The following is a 16,541-nucleotide window of genomic DNA, read 5'->3' as shown; positions in this document are numbered from 1 at the left end:
GCTAGGGGGTGGCGGTTCTGGGAGGCGTCAGCCCTTGTAGGCGCCGAACGCCTTGGTGAAGGCGAGGTCGTCCTGGACGATCGAGCTGCAGGTCGCCTGAGCCGAGTTCTGCGCCCCGCCCGGGCACTGCTTGTCACGGGTCGCGGACCACATCGACAGCCATCCCAGGCCCTTGGACTCGGCGAACTTCACCAGCTGCGTGGCGTCGTCGACCTTGAAGACCTCGGTGGTGACGTCGTTGACGCCGATCATCGGGGTGACGGCGACGGTCTTCCACGCGGCGGCGTCCGACAGCCCCAGGACGCTCTTGATCTGGCCCTGGGTGGCTGTGGCGGCCTCGATCGCGTACTGGCCCATGTCGCCGCTGAAGGCCGGCCCGTAGTCCATCGCCATGATGTTGACGGCGGAGAGCTTCACACCGTTCTTCTTGGCGTCGGCGAGAAGGTTGACGCCGTCCTGGGTGAGCCCGGTGGGCATGACCGGCAGGGTGAAGGACACATCGAGCCCCGGGTGCTTCTTCTGCAGCTCGGCGATGGCCTGGGCGCGGCGGGTGTTGGCGGCCGTGTTCGGCAGCGCGGCGCCCTCGATGTCGAAGTCGACCTTGGTGAGCTTGTAGGTGTCCACCACCTTGCCGTACGCGGCGGCGAGGTCGGAGGCCGAGGAGCAGGCGAGACCCAGCTCGGAGCCGGACGCACCGCCGAAGGAGACCCGGGCGTCGCCGCCGGCGGCCCGCAGGTCACCGATCTTGGCGGCCACCGCGTCGCTGCCGAGGTCGGTCACCCCGCCCCACTTGGGCGTGCAACCGCCGCCGGAGGTGACGAATGCGAGGTTGAACTCCTTGACCCCTGTCTTCTTCGCGGTGCCCACGATGTCGAAGGCCGGATACAGCGAGGTGTCGACGTACGGGGCGAAGCCCGCGCCGGCGGCGGAGCCCGAGCCCGGGTCCGGCTCGGCGGGCGTCGGCGTGGCCGTCGGTGTGCTCGTCGGGGCCGCTGTCGGCGTCGCCGTCCGGGTCGGGGTCGCAGAGGCGGTCGGGGACGGCTGACCGGTGGGGCGGCCGCTCGGCTCCGGGGTCGGGCCCTCGTCGACCGAACACTTCACATTGTTGATCAAACAGCCCGTCGGGTCGCCCGCCTTCGTGGTGGAACCGCTGGAGACGGCGACGAAGCCGATGTCGAGGGACTTGCCCGGGGCGATCTCGCCGCCCCAGCGCGGGGGCTTCACGGTGACGTGCTGCCCCTTCACCGTGTGCTCGGCGTTCCACAGCGAGCTGATCTTCGTGCCGGCCGGCAGGTCGAACTCCAGCGTCCAGTCGGACAGGGCCTTGTCCGACTCGTTCTTCAGGACGTACTGCCCGGTGTAACCGCTGTTCCAGTCGCTCGTCTTGGTGTACGCGGCGCCGACCGAGGCGGCCTGCGCCGTCCCGGCGAGTGCGAACCCGGCGCCGCCGACGACGGCCGCGGTGACGACCATGCCGATCACCTTGGCCTTGCGGGTCACCGTACGCCTGTGCGTCCTTCTCATCGCGTGCCTGCCTCTGCTGTGTGCGGGGGGTGGTGCGGTGGGGCAGCACGCTAGCGAGACGGAAACCGGCAAAAGCCCGGAATGGCGCGGCGGCAGGCGTTCTTATGGCGCCCTTAAGGGCTGTATCGGCACCGATTAATGGTCCACACCAATCCCGGGGCGAGGGTCACTTGCCCGCCTTGGCGCGCTTGCGGCGCACCACGCGCTGCCCCCGGCGGCCCACCCACGGGCGGCGTCCGTCGAGCGCGAGCCAGACCCGTACCTCCGTGCCACCCAGCACCGAGCGCCCGATCCGCAGGTCCCCGCCCGTCGACTCCGCGACCCTGCGCACGATGTCGAGTCCGAGACCGGTCGAGCCCGGCCGCCCGTCGCCGTGGCCGCGCCGCAGCGCCGCGTCCGGGTCCGCGATACCGGGACCGGCGTCGGAGACCAGCACGATCACCGCGTCGTCGGCGTTGTACACGTCCACCGCGAAGGCCGTGCCCTCGGGGGTGTGCCGGAAGACGTTCCCGAGCATCGCGTCGAGCGCGGCAGCGAGTTCGGGGCGCGCCACCGGGACCCGTACGGGCCGCTCCACCCCCGCGAGCCAAACCTTGCGCCCCTCGTCCTCGGCGAGCGCCGACCAGAAGTCCATGCGCTCGCGGATCACATCGGACGCGTCACAGCCGGCACCCACTCCGGGCGGTCCCTGGGTCTGCGGCTTCTGCTCGCGCGCGGTACGGATGATCTGGTCGACCTCGCCCTCGAGCTTGGCGACGGCCATCCGGGTCTGCTCGGCGGCCGGACCGTCGCCCAGCGACGCGGCGTTGAGCCGCAGCACCGTCAGCGGGGTGCGCAGCCGGTGGGACAGGTCGGCGGCCAGCTCACGCTCGTTGGCGAGCAGCTGAACCACTTGGTCGGCCATGGAGTTGAAGGCGATGGCCGCGGACCGCAGCTCGGTGGGCCCCTCCTCGGGCACGCGCGCCCCGAGCTTTCCCTCGCCCAGCTCCTGGGCGGCATCGGCCAGTTGCTCGGCGGGGCGGACCAACCGGGTGCCGAGCCGGTCCGCTACGGCGATCGAGCCCACGATCAGCGCGAGGCCGACCCCGGCGAGCACCAGCCAGGCGGTGGTCACGCCGTTGCTGACCTCGCGTTCGGGTACGAAGACTTCGACGACGGCGACCTTGCCCGAGGCGACGGCGGTCGGCTGGAGCAGCGCGAATCCGCCGGGCACCGGGGAGATGGAGGCGCGGCCAAGGCGGCTCGCGGTGGCCATCTCCGTTTCGTGGGACCGGTGTCCGGCGATCTCGACAGTGCCCCCGCCCGCGGCCGGTACGTGCACGGCCATCCGGCCCTCCGCCCCGGCCTGCGTACTGGCGACGGCCCGCTCCAGCTGCTCGCGGTCGGTGGTGATGGCCAGGGCCGGTCCGATGGTGGCGGCCTGGCGCTCGGCGTTGGTGAATGCGCGGTCGCGGGCCATCTCCTGGACGACGAGTCCGAGCGGTATGGCGAAGGCGACCACGACCATCACGGTGATGGCCAGGGACACTTTGACCAGTGCCCACCTCACAGCGGGGGCTCCAGTTTGACTCCGACACCGCGCAGGGTGTGCAGATAGCGGGGGTTGGCCGCCGTCTCGCCGAGCTTGCGGCGCAGCCAGGACAGGTGCACGTCTATGGTCTGGTCGTCACCGTAGGACTGCTGCCACACCTCGGTGAGCAGCTCCCGGCGTGCGACGACCACACCGGGCCGCTCCGCGAGGAAGGCCAGCAGGTCGAACTCGCGGCGCGTCAGGTCCAGGGGTATGCCGTCCAGTTCGGCCTGGCGCCGCAGCGGGTCGATCGACAGCCCGCCGACGCGCAGGACACGCGACGGCCGCTCGCCGCCCGAAGACGCGCGCGCACGGCGCAGGACGGCGGCCATCCTGGCCGACAAGTGCTCGACGGAGAAGGGCTTGACCAGGTAGTCGTCGGCGCCGTCGTTGAGCAGCCGGACGATTTCCGCCTCGTCGTCGCGGGCGGTCGCGATGATCACCGGAACGTCGGTGATGCCACGCAGCATCTTCAGGGCCTCCGACCCGTCGAGGTCGGGCAGGCCGAGGTCGAGGATGACGACGTCGAAGCCGATGTGGGCCACCTCGCGCAGCGCCTCAAGGGCCGTACCGACACTGCGTACGGCGTGGGACGCCTCGCTCAGGTGACGGATCAGGGCGGAGCGTACGAACTGGTCGTCCTCGACGACGAGCACACTTGCCATGCGCGGCACCGTACGCCATACGGGTGACCCGCGTCCTGAGTGGCCGTCTGCTCGAGACCGGTTCGCACCGGCGGAGCCATGGGGCAATATGAGCGACGTGCATCGAGGACTGGTTCACGCCACAGCTTGGTCGCTCGCCACGGGCGCCGCTGTCACGCTGTCGTGGTGGGGCGTCCACACGGTGATGGCCGGTACGGCGTACGACCCGCCGCCCGCGCTCCCCATACCCGCGAACGCGAGCTCGGACGCCACGGCGGACGGGGCAGCCGAGCCGCAGGCGTCATCGACCAGGCGCCCGAAGCCGTCGTCCCCGCCGGCGCCCACCTCCCGCACGCCGACACCCAGCAGGACCGCCGAGCCGTCGCGCAGCAGCGCTCCGAGCCGCCCGCCTGCCCCGGCGACCTCCTCCAGCGGGAATGTGAAGAGCTACACCGTCACGGGTGGACGGGTCGCGTTCGACCTGGGCGAGTACTCAGCCAGCCTGGTGACGGCCACGCCCAACTCGGGCTGGCAGATGCAGGTGTGGAAGCAGTCCGAGTGGATCCGGGTGAACTTCACCTCGGGTGACCGCACAACGTCGGTGTTCTGCACCTGGAACGGGCACCCGCCGACCGTCCAGATCGCCGAGTGACCGCCGGGCTTGGTTACTCGAAGACGGCGTCCGGAGGTACCGGCGAGGGCAGTGCGGTCGCGTCGCGGACCGGGGCGGCGCCGCCCGTGAAGTCCAGCAGCGCCCGCCCGTGTTCCAGCCGGCCGGGATACGGATCGACGGCGGCGCGCCGCGTCAGTTCGGCGATGGGCAGCTCGCGGTCGGAGGCCAGCAGTACGGCGTTGCCGAAGCGGCGCCCGCGCAGCACGGCCGGTTCCGCCACCAGACACAGCTCCGGGAAGACCGTCCGCACGGTGGCGATTTGGGCGCGCAGATGCGCCAGTGGCGGCCCGTCGGCGAGGTTCGCGGCGTAGAAGCCGCCGGGGAGCAGGGCCCGCCGCACCTGCGTCACGAATTCGACGCTGGTCAGATGGGCGGGCGTCTGGGCCGCGCTGAACACGTCCGCGATGATCAAATCCGCCCAGCCTTCGGGCACCTTGCCGAGCCCAGCGCGGGCGTCACCGCCGCGCACGCGTATGCGCCAGCCGCGCTCAAGGGGCAGCGTGCGTCGTACGAACTGGACCAGCGGGGCGTCCACTTCCACGATCTGCTGGGTGGAGCGCGGCCGGGTCGCCGCCACATAGCGGGCCAGGGTGAAGGCGCCGCCGCCCAGGTGCAGCGCCTGCACGGGACGGCCGGGCGGCGCGGCGAGATCGATGATGTGGCCGAGGCGGCGCTGGTAGGCGAAGTCCAGATGGGCCGGATCGTCGAGGTCCACATGGGACTGCGGGGCACCGTCGATGAGCAGGGTCCACGCCCGGGGCCGCTCGCGGTCGGGTACGAGTTCGGCGAGTCCGCCGTCCACCTGCTCGGTGACCGGCTCGCGGGTACGGGCGCGCGCCCCGCCCGCACGCCGTCCGCGTACGAGTTCGGCGGGTCCGCCGTCCACCTGCTCGGTGACCGGCTCGCGGGTACGGGCGCGCGCCCCGCCCGCACGCCGTCCGCCCTTCGCCATGCCCCCAGTATCCCCGGGGGCAGACGCTGCTGTGCGCCGGTGTCCGGGCAGCGCCCGTGCAGGTCAGCAGGGCGTGCGCGGGTCAGAAGCAGCGGTCGGCGGCCTCGATCATGCGAGCCGCCTCGCCGAGCGCCGCCCGCAGCACAGCCGGGTCGGTGACGGCGTCGGCGTCCTCGCCCGGGGGCACGAGCCAGCCGGTGCCTGCGACCGGCGGCTCGGCGGCGTCGGCGAGCGGCACTCCACGCCCGAACGTCTCGGTACAGGCGCTGCCCGGCAGGTCCCAGCCGGCCGCGGTGCCGGGCGGGACAAGGAAGCCGAGGGTGTCACAGCTGCCGTCGTGGAGCACGGCTCCGACGCCGCCGCCTCCGGCGCCCGCCGCGGGGAGGCCCGCTCCCCCGCCGCGCCGCAGGATGTCGACGGCCTCCAGGCCTTGCCGGGCCGGCACGGTCACCAGGTCGCAGGGCTCGGCGCCGGGCGGGACCGCGTTGTCGTCCGAGGCGGGGCGCTGCTGGGCAGTCGTCCGCGAGTCACTGGTGTCCACGCCGGCCTCCATCAAGGGGAACCCCTCCTCCGAAGTGAGCCGCGTCGCTCCTTCTCCACGGGGTTCAACGCCGCTCGGCGTCAACTGGCTACGGCGGCACGCCGCCGCAAAGGATGGCAGTTCATGGCAGATGGTGGGTGAGATATCCGCTTTGTAGCTAAACAGTGGGTCTCAGGTGTGTCACAGCCGGTACGGTCGTGCCTCGCCGACACGGCGCCCATCGCGCCGGAGTTGGCAGCACGATCTCCGTCCCTCACGGGGCGGCTGCAACGGCAGGGGAGAGGTCTCGGCCATGGCGTCGCCACCAGCGTCTTCGTCATCGTCCTCGGGAGCCCTCGGCGCCCACCGCACGCCACGGCCGAACACGGCCTTCCGGCAGCTGCGCGGCTCGCTCTCGCCAGGGGAGTTCGCGGCCGCCGTACGGCGCGCGGCCCGCGACATCGGCGAGCAGGTCTCGTGCGACGCCCGTTACATCGGGCGCGTCGAGTCCGGGGAGATCCGCTGCCCCAACTACGCGTACGAGCGGGTGTTTCGGCACATGTTTCCGGGTCACTCGCTCGGCGACATGGGCTTCTCACCGCGCGATACGGTCCGCGGGCGGAGGGCGCACGCGAGCGGCAATGCGCCCCCCGCGCCCGAGGCCGGCCCAGAACCACCAGTCACCATCCACGAGGAGAGCGACGTGCTGCGTCGCGCATTCATGACCGGCGGCTCGGCCGCCGTGGCGGCCAGGTCCCTGGGGCTCGGTTCGCCTGGTTCCCCCCGCCCGCAGCGGCGCGCCGAAGAGTCCGACGCGGCGGCCGTCGAGGAGGCCGTGCGCCGTATCCGGCTACTCGACGACCGGCACGGCGCGGAGGGTCTGTACCGGCGTGCGGCGCGGCCGCTGCGCGCCGCCTACGCCCTGCTTGACGCGGGCGCGCGGCGCCAGTCGACGAACGACCGGCTGCACACCGGAGTGGGTGAACTCGCCATCTCCGTCGGCTGGCTGGCACACGACTCGGGACGCGTCGCGGACGCGCGCTCCCACTACGCCGAGGCCCTCGCCACGGCGCGGGTGGCCGGCGACCCCGCGCTGGAAGCGCACGCGTTCTGCAACACGGCCTTCCTCGCACGGGACGCGGGCCGCCCGCGCGAAGCCGTACGCGCCGCCCAGGCGGCGGAGCGGGCCGCCAGACACCTGTCGTCCTCGCGGCTGTTGTCGCTGGTGGCGCTGCGCGAGGCGGGCGGCTGGGCCGCGCTCGGCGACCGCAAGGGCTGCGAGGAGTCGCTCCTGCGCGCCCAGGCGCTGTTCGCCCGCGAGCCGTCGGACTCCGATCCGGAGTGGATGTCCTTCTACGGCGAGGCCGAACTGGAAGGGCTTGAGGCGCAGTGCTGGTCGGCACTGGGCGAGTGGGGGCGTGCGGCGGACCACGCGCGCCGGGCGGCGGCGCTCCAGGATCCGCACTTCACACGGAACCTCGCCCTGTTCACTGCGGAGTTGGCGGGAAACCTGGCGCGCAGTGGGGCCGCGGATGAGGCGGCACACGCGGGCGGGCGGGTACTGGGCCTGCTCGACCAGGTCCAGTCGGCCCGCATCCGCGGAATGCTGGACGAGACGGCGTTCCTGCTGCGGCCCTTCGAACGGTCAGCGCCGGTGGCCGCCTTCCTGGAACGCCACACCCTCACCTCGGCCCCGGCGTAGCCGCCGACTCCTGCAGAGGGCCACCCCTGGCCTCCCCACGTCGGCCGCCAACACCCCTTTGCCACCCGTACCGCCGCTGCGCGGCTTCCCCACCCACCCCTTTCAAGGGGTGGGTGGAAAAAACCCGGCGCCGAGCGCCGGGCGAGCGGGCCCCCGAAAGTGCCGTCCCGGCCAACGGGCCCAGCCCGCCAACGAGGCGGCCTCTTGCAGCGACTGGTCAGCCCGCCAGCGCGAATGGCCTCACCGCGAGGTGTCCACGGCACGCCTCGCGCGCGGCAGGCATCCGCTAGCGCGGAGCGGCCACACCGGCGAGGTGCCCCGTGTCGTTCCAGGTGTCGATCGCCGTCTCCCCGTACGCCCAGCCCAGTACTGACAGGGACGCCGGGTCGAGCCTGATCCGGGCCGCGAAGGAGACCTCGTGGCCCAGCCAGCGCGCGGCGACGGCGCGCAGGATGTGGCCGTGGGCGAAGACCAGCGCGTCGCGGTCGGCTGTGCGCGCCCACTCCACCACCGCGTCCGCCCGGCGCCCGAGCTCCGCCAGGGTCTCACCGTCCACCACACCGTCGCGCCAGATGAGCCAGCCTGGCCGCTCGGCGCGGATCTGGGCGGCGGTCAGGCCCTCGTACGCGCCGTAGTCCCACTCCATCAGCACGTCCCACGGCTCGGCGAGGCTGCCGAACCCGGCCAGCTCACAGGTCTCCGAGGCGCGCGCCAGCGGGCTCGTACGGACTTCGACACCGGAGTCGGCGAGGGTGTCGAACGGCGGGCGGTGCAGCCGCTCACCGAGGAGTTCGGCGTCGCGCCGGCCCGTGTCCAGGAGCGGAACGTCGGTGCGCCCGGTGTGCCTGCCGAGCAGCGACCACTCGGTCTGCCCGTGCCGGGCCAGCAGGATGCGCGGAGCCATGGCGTACCTCTCGCCGGGATAGGGCCTGTTGTCTCCATCATCGCGCAGGCGATCGCCGGACAACCTGGGGCGCGATCTTCGCGTCTTACCGACCGCACACAACGACTTCGCCTACGCCTCCCTGCACTACCTGGTCACCCCCGCGGTCCTGGTGTGGCTCTGGAAACGGCGCCCCGCGCACTACCGCGCCGCCCGCACCTGGCTGTTGCGCTCCACGGTGATCGCCCTGGTCGGCTTCACCCTCGTCCCGACGTGCCCGCCCCGTCTGCTCGATGCCGGCCACGGCTTCGTCGACACCATGGCGCAGTACCGCCCCGGCCCACCGCCCCGATCGCACCGGCTGACAGCGGAACGGCCTCGGTTGTCAGTACGGGATGCGAGACTTCGGCGGGTGAACGGATCCTTCGACAGCCGACCCGTGGCGGCCGCTCCGACGGCACCGCCACCGCAGGCCCTGCCGCAGCCGACGACGGCGCTCCGGCAGCGGCTCGCTGAGCTGCGCGGACCCACGGCGGCACCGCACCCGCTCGACGCCCGCGCCCTCGCCGCCCTGGCCGCCAATCCCGGCTGCCGGCGCCGCGCCCTTCTCGACGGCGCTGGTGTGGACAAGGGGGCGCTCGCACGGGCCTTGGGCGCCCCTGCGACCTTCGGCCAGTCGCAGTTCGCGTTCGTGCGCGGCAACGCCTTCGAGGCACGGGTACAGGCGGACGGCGGCGCCGAGCTGATGCGGCTGCTGCACGAGCGGCTCGACAGCGGCGCGCCGGCGCCCGAGCCGGGCGAGGTGGACGTACCTGATCTCTCGGCCCCCGGGCCGCACGGCCGGGTGGCCCGTACGAGCCTGGCGCTGCGGGAGGCGACCGCCGCCGGGCGCTGGTCGGTGCTGTTCCACCCGATGGTGACGCTGGACGTGGCCGGATCCCCCGCCTTTCTGGAGCCCGACGCCGTGGCGGTGCATCCGGACGGCAGCTGGACGGTCGTGGAGGTGAAGTCCTTCCCCGTGGTGGACGGCGCGGCGGACGCGGCGAAGGTCGGCGCGGCGGCCCGGCAGGCCGCGGTGTACGTCCTGGCGCTCGAAAGGCTGGCTGCGGTCCACCATGCCGAGGGCAATGGGCCGGCTGGTGCCGCCGCGGGCCGGCCCCGGCACACCGTTCTGCTGGTGTGTCCCAAGGACTTCTCCAACCTCCCCACCGCCGAGCCCGTGGATGTGCGCAAGCAGCTGTCCGTCACCCGGCGGCAGCTCGGGCGGCTCACGCGGGTCGAGGAGATCGCCGCCTCTCTGCCGGACGACATCACCTTCGACCTGCGGCTGTCGGACGACGGCAAGACGGCGACGCGACCGGCGGAGGAGCTTGCCCAGGCGGTGGACGTGGTGGGGGCGGCGTACTCGCCCGAGTGCCTGGCCGCGTGCGAACTGGCCTTCCACTGCCGGGAGCGGGCGCGGGCGGCGGGCGCGGTGGAGACGCTGGGCCGCGGAGTGCGCGGCGAGCTCGGCGGTCTGACCACTTTCGAGGCCGTGCTCGCAGCGGCCCTGAACTCGGACGGCTCCCGAAGCGCCAACGACCCCGTCGGCCAGGCCGCCGATCCCGCGGTGGCGGCTCTGCGCCGCGCCGCTGCCTTGCGCGCCGAAGCGCTGGCCGCCTCAGGGGGTGCGTCGTGCGGCTGACTCCCCGGCGCCTGTCCGTACGCCCGGCTCCCGCCCTGGACGGCCGACGCCCGCATGGCCCGGGCTCCGGCCGCGTATCGCTCCGGACCACCGGTACGGCCGCGTCCAGCGGCGAGGCCACGGCGGGCCCTGCCGGGCCGGCAATGCCCGCCCGTGCCCCGAGCCTGCCGGGGTCTGCCCCAGGCTTCGATCCCGACCTCCGGCGCGGCGAGGCGGGTCTCCTCGGAGCGGAGGCCGCATGTCGCTGATCACCACGCTGGCCCGGCTGGAGGCCGTACGCGCGGGGCGGGCTCAGCCGCGTGCCACCGTGCGGCACCGGCATCTGTCGGAGCGGCCCCTGGCGTTCGTCCCGCTGACGACGGCCGGCGAGGCGGGCGCACCGCTCGGCGCGTTGGTCGGCACCGGCCGCGACGCACCGCGCCTGCTCGTCGTGCCCCAGCCGCGCGACCGCGACCTGCGGTTCGCGTTCCTGGCCGAGCTGGCCGAGACCGTGCTGCCGTATCTCGAGTCCTACGCGGACAACGTCCAGGTCGAGGAGCGCAAGGAGACCGACCCGGAGACGGGCAAGAAGGTGCCGGTCGAGGTCGAGCTGTGCACGGATGCGCCGCAACTGCTGGTGCCGAGCGCCGGCGGCGTGGAGTTCGTCCGCCTTCTCGGCCGGTCCATGCGCTTTCGCCGGACCGCCGAGCAGGACCCCGACACGCCCCATCCGGTTCCGGCGCGGGTGCCGCTGCTCGGCCGCTGGCTGACGCATTACGGCGAGCGGTCCCGGGTCCCAGGCTCCTCGCTGCTGCTCTCGCTCACGGAGCTGCTGGGCCGGCACTGGGCCACGGGCCAGAGCAATCTGGAGGACCAGCACCTGGGGGCGCTGCTCGCGTGGATCGACCCGCCGGAGGGTGAGCCGGGCGCGCAGGCCGCGCTGCGCGCCGAGCTGGAGCGCGGACCGGACGGGCTGCTGGTGTGCCCGCCCGCGGGCCCGGCCACCGATCCGGTCTTCGACAACAGGCTGCTGTCGCCCGCGATGGCGCGCTTCGACGCGGCCCGCACGGCGGGGGACCGCCCGGCCATCGACCGCGCCGAGGCGGAAATCCGGGAGCTCATCGCCTCACAGCTGCGGCCGGCCTGGGAGGCCCTGTGGCGGGGGGTGGACCTGCTGCGGGCCCTGCCGGAGGGCGCCCATGTCGCCGACCGGTGGAAGCGGGACCGCTGGTCGTACACCGGTCACCGCGATCGGGTGCGGGCCGGGGAGCCGCCGCAGCCGAAGCGGGATGACGCGGTCACCGCCGCGCAGAAGCTGGCGGCGCGCGAGACGGCGCAGGCGCTGCTCGAGGCTCAGGAGGCGCTGGACGACCCGCTGGTGATGGCGGAGCGGCGGCTGGCCGGGGAGGCGTTCGCGGGCGAGGTCACCCAGGTGGTGATGGCGTACAGCGAGGCGAAGGTGCCGCGGCCGCGGCCGCTGGTCACGGTGCGGACGGAGGACAGTCCGCACCTGTCGGAGCGGGCGAAGGTGTACCGGGCCCTGGCCGATGGCAGGACCCAGACCGGCGAGTTCGTGTCGTACGAGCGGGGTGCGCTGGTCGTCCGGCTGACGGGCGGGATGGGCCGCGGCAAGGTGCCGGAGCAGGGGTCGGTGCCAGAGGTCGGCGATCGCGTGTGCTGGACGCTGTTCGAGCACACCCCGCGCGGCGGGCCCGAGTTGCCCGACCCCGAGCAGACGCCGTGGACGCACGGCGGCCCGCCGGGCACCGGTTCCGGCGCGGACCACCTCGACGGCCCCGATCCCCTGACCCCGGAGGACTATCTGTGACCGGCATCCGAGAGGCCCGCGAGACCGGAGAGCCCGAGGAGACCGGAAGGCAGGACGCGGGCGGGATCCCGGGCGCCCGGCAGAGCCAGGAGGCGGACTTCGACCCCGCGGCCGCGGCCGCGCGCGCCACGGACGCGATCTTGCGGGACACCCTGCACGGCGCGCACCGGGGCGTGGTCGTGGATTCGCCGCCGGGCGCCGGCAAGTCGACCCTCGTGGTGCGCGCCGCGCGTGAACTGGCCGCCGCCGGGCGCCCGCTGATGGTGGTCGCGCAGACCAACGCCCAGGTGGACGACTTGGTGGACCGGCTGGCCACGGCGGACCCGGACCTCCCGGTCGGCCGGCTGCACAGCAATGACCCCCATCCGTACGACCCGGTGCTCGACGGCCATCCCTCGGTCCGTACGTCCGCCAAGATCGCTGACCTGGCCGGGCTGGACATCGTCGTCTCGACGGCCGCCAAGTGGGCTCACACCAAGAACCTCGAGCCGTGGGGGCACGCGATCGTCGATGAGGCGTACCAGATGCGGTCGGACGCGCTGCTGGCGGTGGCCGGGCTCTTCGAGCGGGCGCTGTTCGTCGGCGACCCGGGTCAGCTGGACCCGTTCAGCGTGGTGGGCGCCGAGCAGTGGGCGGGCCTGTCGTACGACCCGTCGGCCAGCGCGGTGAGCACCCTGCTCGCCCACAACCCCGGGCTGCCGCAGCACCGGCTGCCGGTGTCCTGGCGGCTGCCCGCGTCGGCGGCGCCGCTGGTCTCGGACGCCTTCTACCCGTACACCCCGTTCCGCAGCGGCACGGACCACGCCGACCGGCGGCTGTCCTTCGGCGTCCGGTCGGACGGCTCGGCCGCGGACCGGGTGCTGGACGAGGCCGCCGAGTCGGGCTGGGGGCTGCTGGAGCTGCCCGCCCGGCACACGCCGCGCACGGACCCGGAGGCCGTACGGGCCGTGGCCCAGGTCGTGCGGCGGCTGCTGGACCGCGGTGGTGCGGCGACCGGTGAGCGGTCGCCGGAGCCGGTGCCGTTGACGGCCGACCGGATCGCGGTCGGCACGGCGCACCGGGACCAGGCCGCCGCCGTGCGTGCGGCCCTTGCCGAGGTGGGGGTGGCGGGGGTGACCGTGGACACCGCGAACCGGCTGCAGGGGCGGGAGTTCGATGTGACGGTCGTGCTGCACCCGCTGTCGGGCCGGCCGGATGCGACGGCTTTCCACCTGGAGACGGGGCGGCTGTGCGTGCTGGCGTCCCGGCATCGGCACGCATGCATCGTGGTGTGCCGGGCGGGTGTGGTGGAGCTGTTGGACGAGCATCCGTCGACCGAGCCGGTGCAGCTCGGGGTGACCGTGAAGTTTCCGGACGGTTGGGAGGCGAACCACGCCGTGCTCTCGCACCTCGCCGAGCACACCGTGCCCTGGCGGCCCAGTTAGCCCGGCGACCTCACCCGGCCTCACGGCCCAATTTGGCGGTCCCGGCCCGGCCGCTCCCCGGATGAGGGGCGCTACGGCCCTCCGCGCCCATGGGCAATACTGGAACTCGTTCCCCCTCTTGGGTGAGGTCCGGGGACATCAGAAGGGCTCCACAGGAAGGGCGTCTGGAGCAACACCGAAACAGCCTGGAGGCGTGTCCATGTCCGAGCCGCAGTCGGCTCCCGATCCCCGCGACAGCGGGTCGCGGCGGCTCAGGCCCGCACCGCTGCTCTTCGAACCGTCGCAGGCAGCGGCGGACCCCGAGCACTTCTTCGATCTTGAGTCGCTCGACGATCCTGGGGTGCTGCTGGCCCGGTCCACGGAGCTGGCGGTGGCCTTCCAGGCGGCGGCTGACCGGGCGACGGAGTACCAGGCGCTCGCGGCGGCGCAGCTCGCGGACCCCGCACGATTCGACCGGCTGTCTCCCGCGGACATCGGAGAGCGGGCGGACTGGTCGGAGGACTACGCCCGAAAGATGATCGAGTTCGGGCGTGAGCTGCAGCGCGACGGGGGCTCGGCCGCCCACTGAACGAGGCTTGGATACGGCCCCGTGGCGGGTACGACGCCACGGCCCATGACGATGACCATGGGCCGTTGGCATATGCGGGGAGCGGACGATACTCGATCTCGCCCCGGCCTGTCCCGATTTCCGGCAATCCCCTGATCCGGCATCGGCGCCCCCAGTACGTGTAGGTGCCATGAGTAGCGCGCAGCGGAACGCCCGGCACCTGGAAACCCACCACCGCATGGAGGTACTCAGCGCCCTCCGCGGTGATGTCCATCACACCGCTGCCCAGGTCACGCCCGCCGGGGCCGACTGGCTCGCCTCGGCCGATCCGTTTCCCCCCGGCACGCTCACCCTCTGGCCGGCCCGACCCAGCGCCCCTGGCGTGCTGCCGTGCGGGACGCTCTTCGACGTGGTGAACGCGCCCATCGTCTTCGGCCGACGGATGGTGGACCGGCTGTGGTCCGCCGGGCCTGGCACCGGACCCGTGGCGGTGCACCGCGGCCGGATGCTGATCTTCGCGGCTCCCGGCACCGCGCAGCGGCTGCCCGCACTGCTCGACTGGGTGGGCGACCCCCCGACGAGGTCAGGGGAACAGCGGGCCGGAGCCGGCGCGGTCCCGCCGCTGCTGTGCCACGGTACGGGCGACGCCGTGACCGTCCCGCCGCTGCACGCTCCGTGCAGGCCGCCGCAGGACGGCGAGGATCCGGCCGCGGAGCGGGCGGTGTCGCGCTGGCTGGTGGCCCCGGATGTGCGGCATCCGTGGCTGCCGGGGACCGAGGTGCTGCTGTGGGCCTGCGTTCAGGCCGCTCGCAGCGTCTCACCGGCCCCGGACCGGGTCCGCGGGACCGCCGAAACCGCCCTGGCCCCCGTCTGAGGTGCAGGGATTTTCGTTCTTCCGGATCCGGGTGCTAATGTCTTCCACGTCGGGCGCCGCTAGCTCAGTTGGTTAGAGCAGCTGACTCTTAATCAGCGGGTCCGGGGTTCGAGTCCCTGGCGGCGCACTCACGGTTCCACCGTTGACCTGGGCTTTCTCGTTCTCGCGAGAAAGCCCTGTGTCATTGCAGGGCCTTTTTCCGGGCGGGGCCGCTGGGAATTCACGGCCGGGTGACCCGTACCGTCCAGCCTCCGGTCCCGTCCATGCCCAGCACATCCACCGCCACCCCGCTGTCCCGGTCGGTCAGCCGCTCGCCCACGCCCAGGGGCGCGTCCGCGAGCGGCGCGTAGACCGAGGCGCCGCGGCAGTCCTCGGAGCCCGGATGGCCGTCGAGGACCTCGATCGGCCCGCTGCCGGAAGGGACCCCGGCCCGTACCCGGTAGACCAGGACGCCCTCGGTACAGGTCTCGGCGTCGTTGCCGTTCGCCTCACGCACCTCGATCGCGAGCGCGGTGGTCGCTCCGGTGCGCACGACCAGCAGCCGCTTCCCGCCGAGCTCCGGGGCAGCGGTTCCACCGGCGCCCGCGGCGACGGCCGAACCCGCGCCCGAGGCGGCACCCCCGCCGGAATTCTTGCCCGCGCCGTAGCGACGGGCGGACGGAGCCGGCGCGACGAGCGGGTCGATCGTGTGCACGCTCCTGCCGTCCCGGTCGACGCAGTCGACCTGGTCCCGGTCCAGCCAGCCCAGCTTCCACTTGTGCCAGCCGAGGGGTTCTGGAGCCAGCCCGAACTGGCTGCCCATGAGGTCCCAGTCGCCGACGTGGGTGTCCCAGTCGCCAGTGCCGTTCTTGGGCCGGTTGTAGAGGTCCGGCAGGTCGAAGAGATGGCCGGTCTCGTGGGCGAGGACGTTCTGGTCCGGCGGGTGCTGCTCGAAGACGGTGACCAGCCTGCGCAGGTCCACGCCGTCCACCCGCAGCGGCCGGTCGAAGTTGACGACCTTTGTCGCGTCGGAGTCGACTCCCGGTGCGTCGGGGTCCGCGACCAGGTACACAACGTCGTAGCGGGAGAAGTCCACTTGGCTGTCGGCAGCGTCCACCGCGTCCTTCAGATAGGCGGTGCGCAGCCGCGTGTCCCAGTCCCGCCGAACCCTGTACGCGGAGGCCCGCTTCGGCATACGCACCCAGCCGCGCAGCGCGTGCGCCCTGAGCGTGAACTTCTCGTAGGAGGCGCGCTCGAAGAAGTGGGTGGTGGCCGGAAAGTAGTCGGCGGCCAGCTCCTCGGGCGTCACCAGCGGCTTCGAGCCGGGGAAGGACAGGAAGATCATCGCCGCGTGGAGCTTGCCCAGCGGCCGGGGATAGCCCGCGTTCCAGGTGTCCACCCCCTCGGAGTGGTGCGCCGAGGTCCGCTCCAGCCCGCAGGGACCGGCAGCCGAGGCGGCCGAGACAGGGCCCGCAACGAGCGATGTGGCGATCATCGCGGTGAGGGAGGTGAAGGCCGCAGCGGCGCTGCGCAGCCACGCCCGGTCCACTCCCTCGGGTGTCTGCGGACGCAGCACGTCGACCTCCTCCTCCCGGGCATGGAATGGGATACCTCACCCACCCTGTGTGGGTTTTTCGCGGTATGCCCTGTTCCGGTGGCCCGGTCGAGTGAGCAGCGCACCACCTCGGACGATAACAGAACGTCACAACCGGTCAGTAAGAAAACAGCGTTGTGCGGAGTCGCGCAGAAGCGATCGAA

The 16,541-nt window shown here is 73.0% G+C and carries 14 protein-coding genes, 1 tRNA gene and 1 pseudogene; 9 read left to right on the top strand and 7 right to left on the bottom strand.

Annotated features, from left to right (window positions below):
* Positions 1–27 precede the first annotated feature (27 nt).
* The 3 genes from ACY34J_RS24525 to ACY34J_RS24515 all read right to left on the bottom strand — a co-directional run bounded on the left by ACY34J_RS24525 (position 28) and on the right by ACY34J_RS24515 (position 3,759).
* A complete protein-coding gene (locus ACY34J_RS24525) occupies positions 28–1,524 on the bottom strand; it encodes a glycoside hydrolase family 18 protein (RefSeq protein ID WP_462728744.1) in 1,497 nt (498 codons plus the stop codon).
* A gap of 166 nt (positions 1,525–1,690) precedes the next feature.
* Positions 1,691–3,073: a sensor histidine kinase gene (locus ACY34J_RS24520; RefSeq protein ID WP_462728745.1), complete on the bottom strand. Its 1,383-nt coding sequence runs from the start codon at positions 3,071–3,073 to the stop codon at positions 1,691–1,693.
* Entirely contained in the window at positions 3,070–3,759 is a 690-nt protein-coding gene (locus ACY34J_RS24515; RefSeq protein WP_462728746.1) for a response regulator transcription factor, read from the bottom strand. Before ACY34J_RS24515 ends, ACY34J_RS24520 begins: the two co-directional genes overlap by 4 nt.
* Before the next feature lie 88 nt (positions 3,760–3,847).
* On the opposite strand from ACY34J_RS24515, the gene ACY34J_RS24510 reads away from it, so the two are divergent.
* Complete coding sequence (locus ACY34J_RS24510) at positions 3,848–4,390, top strand: hypothetical protein (protein WP_462728747.1); 543 nt, start codon at positions 3,848–3,850, stop codon at positions 4,388–4,390.
* Positions 4,391–4,403: 13 nt separating this feature from the next.
* Here ACY34J_RS24510 and ACY34J_RS24505 read toward each other — a convergent pair whose 3' ends face one another.
* Both ACY34J_RS24505 and ACY34J_RS24500 read right to left on the bottom strand, forming a co-directional pair.
* Entirely contained in the window at positions 4,404–5,363 is a 960-nt protein-coding gene (locus ACY34J_RS24505; protein ID WP_462728748.1) for a spermidine synthase, read from the bottom strand.
* A gap of 82 nt (positions 5,364–5,445) precedes the next feature.
* Positions 5,446–5,916, bottom strand: coding sequence for a hypothetical protein (locus ACY34J_RS24500; protein ID WP_462728749.1), 471 nt, complete (start codon positions 5,914–5,916; stop codon positions 5,446–5,448).
* Positions 5,917–6,196: 280 nt separating this feature from the next.
* On the opposite strand from ACY34J_RS24500, the gene ACY34J_RS24495 reads away from it, so the two are divergent.
* Positions 6,197–7,585 carry a hypothetical protein gene (locus tag ACY34J_RS24495; protein ID WP_462728750.1) on the top strand — a complete coding sequence of 463 codons (1,389 nt, stop codon included), beginning with the start codon at positions 6,197–6,199 and terminating at the stop codon, positions 7,583–7,585.
* Positions 7,586–7,871: 286 nt separating this feature from the next.
* Here ACY34J_RS24495 and ACY34J_RS24490 read toward each other — a convergent pair whose 3' ends face one another.
* Complete coding sequence (locus ACY34J_RS24490) at positions 7,872–8,489, bottom strand: histidine phosphatase family protein (RefSeq protein WP_462728751.1); 618 nt, start codon at positions 8,487–8,489, stop codon at positions 7,872–7,874.
* A 103-nt stretch (positions 8,490–8,592) separates the two neighbouring features.
* Here ACY34J_RS24490 and ACY34J_RS24485 point away from each other — a divergent pair.
* From ACY34J_RS24485 to ACY34J_RS24455, 7 genes and pseudogenes are all read left to right on the top strand, one after another.
* Positions 8,593–8,799 (top strand): annotated as a pseudogene (locus ACY34J_RS24485) (phosphatase PAP2 family protein); the annotation flags it as partial.
* Positions 8,788–10,152, top strand: coding sequence for a hypothetical protein (locus ACY34J_RS24480; RefSeq protein WP_462728777.1), 1,365 nt, complete (start codon positions 8,788–8,790; stop codon positions 10,150–10,152). The pseudogene ACY34J_RS24485 and the gene ACY34J_RS24480, both read left to right, overlap by 12 nt.
* 238 nt (positions 10,153–10,390) lie before the next feature.
* Complete coding sequence (locus ACY34J_RS24475; RefSeq protein WP_462728752.1) at positions 10,391–11,959, top strand: hypothetical protein; 1,569 nt, start codon at positions 10,391–10,393, stop codon at positions 11,957–11,959.
* A 65-nt stretch (positions 11,960–12,024) separates the two neighbouring features.
* Positions 12,025–13,383: an AAA family ATPase gene (locus ACY34J_RS24470; protein WP_462728778.1), complete on the top strand. Its 1,359-nt coding sequence runs from the start codon at positions 12,025–12,027 to the stop codon at positions 13,381–13,383.
* A gap of 199 nt (positions 13,384–13,582) precedes the next feature.
* Positions 13,583–13,951, top strand: a complete 369-nt coding sequence (locus ACY34J_RS24465; protein WP_462728753.1) for a hypothetical protein — start codon at positions 13,583–13,585, stop codon at positions 13,949–13,951.
* Positions 13,952–14,120: 169 nt separating this feature from the next.
* Positions 14,121–14,804, top strand: coding sequence for a hypothetical protein (locus tag ACY34J_RS24460; RefSeq protein ID WP_462728754.1), 684 nt, complete (start codon positions 14,121–14,123; stop codon positions 14,802–14,804).
* Between the two features lie 53 nt (positions 14,805–14,857).
* A tRNA-Lys gene (locus ACY34J_RS24455) sits at positions 14,858–14,931 on the top strand.
* Between the two features lie 93 nt (positions 14,932–15,024).
* Here the strand turns inward: ACY34J_RS24455 and ACY34J_RS24450 are convergent.
* Positions 15,025–16,359 carry a M6 family metalloprotease domain-containing protein gene (locus ACY34J_RS24450; RefSeq protein ID WP_462728755.1) on the bottom strand — a complete coding sequence of 445 codons (1,335 nt, stop codon included), beginning with the start codon at positions 16,357–16,359 and terminating at the stop codon, positions 15,025–15,027.
* Positions 16,360–16,541 lie beyond the last annotated feature (182 nt).

It is taken from the genome of Streptomyces sp. HSS9-12 (assembly GCF_054963655.1).
The sequence above is the reverse complement of the archived record's forward strand: the minus strand, read 5'-3'. Positions and strand labels throughout refer to the sequence as shown.

Bases quoted from the DNA above. Each gene is read 5' to 3' on its own strand.
- ACY34J_RS24490 (WP_462728751.1), bottom strand. From the start codon at position 8,489: ATGGCTCCGCGCATCCTGCTGGCCCGGCACGGGCAGACCGAGTGGTCG.
- ACY34J_RS24465 (WP_462728753.1), top strand. From the start codon at position 13,583: ATGTCCGAGCCGCAGTCGGCTCCCGATCCCCGCGACAGCGGGTCGCGG.
- ACY34J_RS24460 (WP_462728754.1), top strand. From the start codon at position 14,121: ATGAGTAGCGCGCAGCGGAACGCCCGGCACCTGGAAACCCACCACCGC.
- ACY34J_RS24510 (WP_462728747.1), top strand. From the start codon at position 3,848: ATGAGCGACGTGCATCGAGGACTGGTTCACGCCACAGCTTGGTCGCTC.
- ACY34J_RS24505 (WP_462728748.1), bottom strand. From the start codon at position 5,363: ATGGCGAAGGGCGGACGGCGTGCGGGCGGGGCGCGCGCCCGTACCCGC.
- ACY34J_RS24515 (WP_462728746.1), bottom strand. From the start codon at position 3,759: ATGGCAAGTGTGCTCGTCGTCGAGGACGACCAGTTCGTACGCTCCGCC.
- ACY34J_RS24475 (WP_462728752.1), top strand. From the start codon at position 10,391: ATGTCGCTGATCACCACGCTGGCCCGGCTGGAGGCCGTACGCGCGGGG.
- ACY34J_RS24495 (WP_462728750.1), top strand. From the start codon at position 6,197: ATGGCGTCGCCACCAGCGTCTTCGTCATCGTCCTCGGGAGCCCTCGGC.
- ACY34J_RS24480 (WP_462728777.1), top strand. From the start codon at position 8,788: ATGGCGCAGTACCGCCCCGGCCCACCGCCCCGATCGCACCGGCTGACA.
- ACY34J_RS24500 (WP_462728749.1), bottom strand. From the start codon at position 5,916: ATGGAGGCCGGCGTGGACACCAGTGACTCGCGGACGACTGCCCAGCAG.
- ACY34J_RS24525 (WP_462728744.1), bottom strand. From the start codon at position 1,524: ATGAGAAGGACGCACAGGCGTACGGTGACCCGCAAGGCCAAGGTGATC.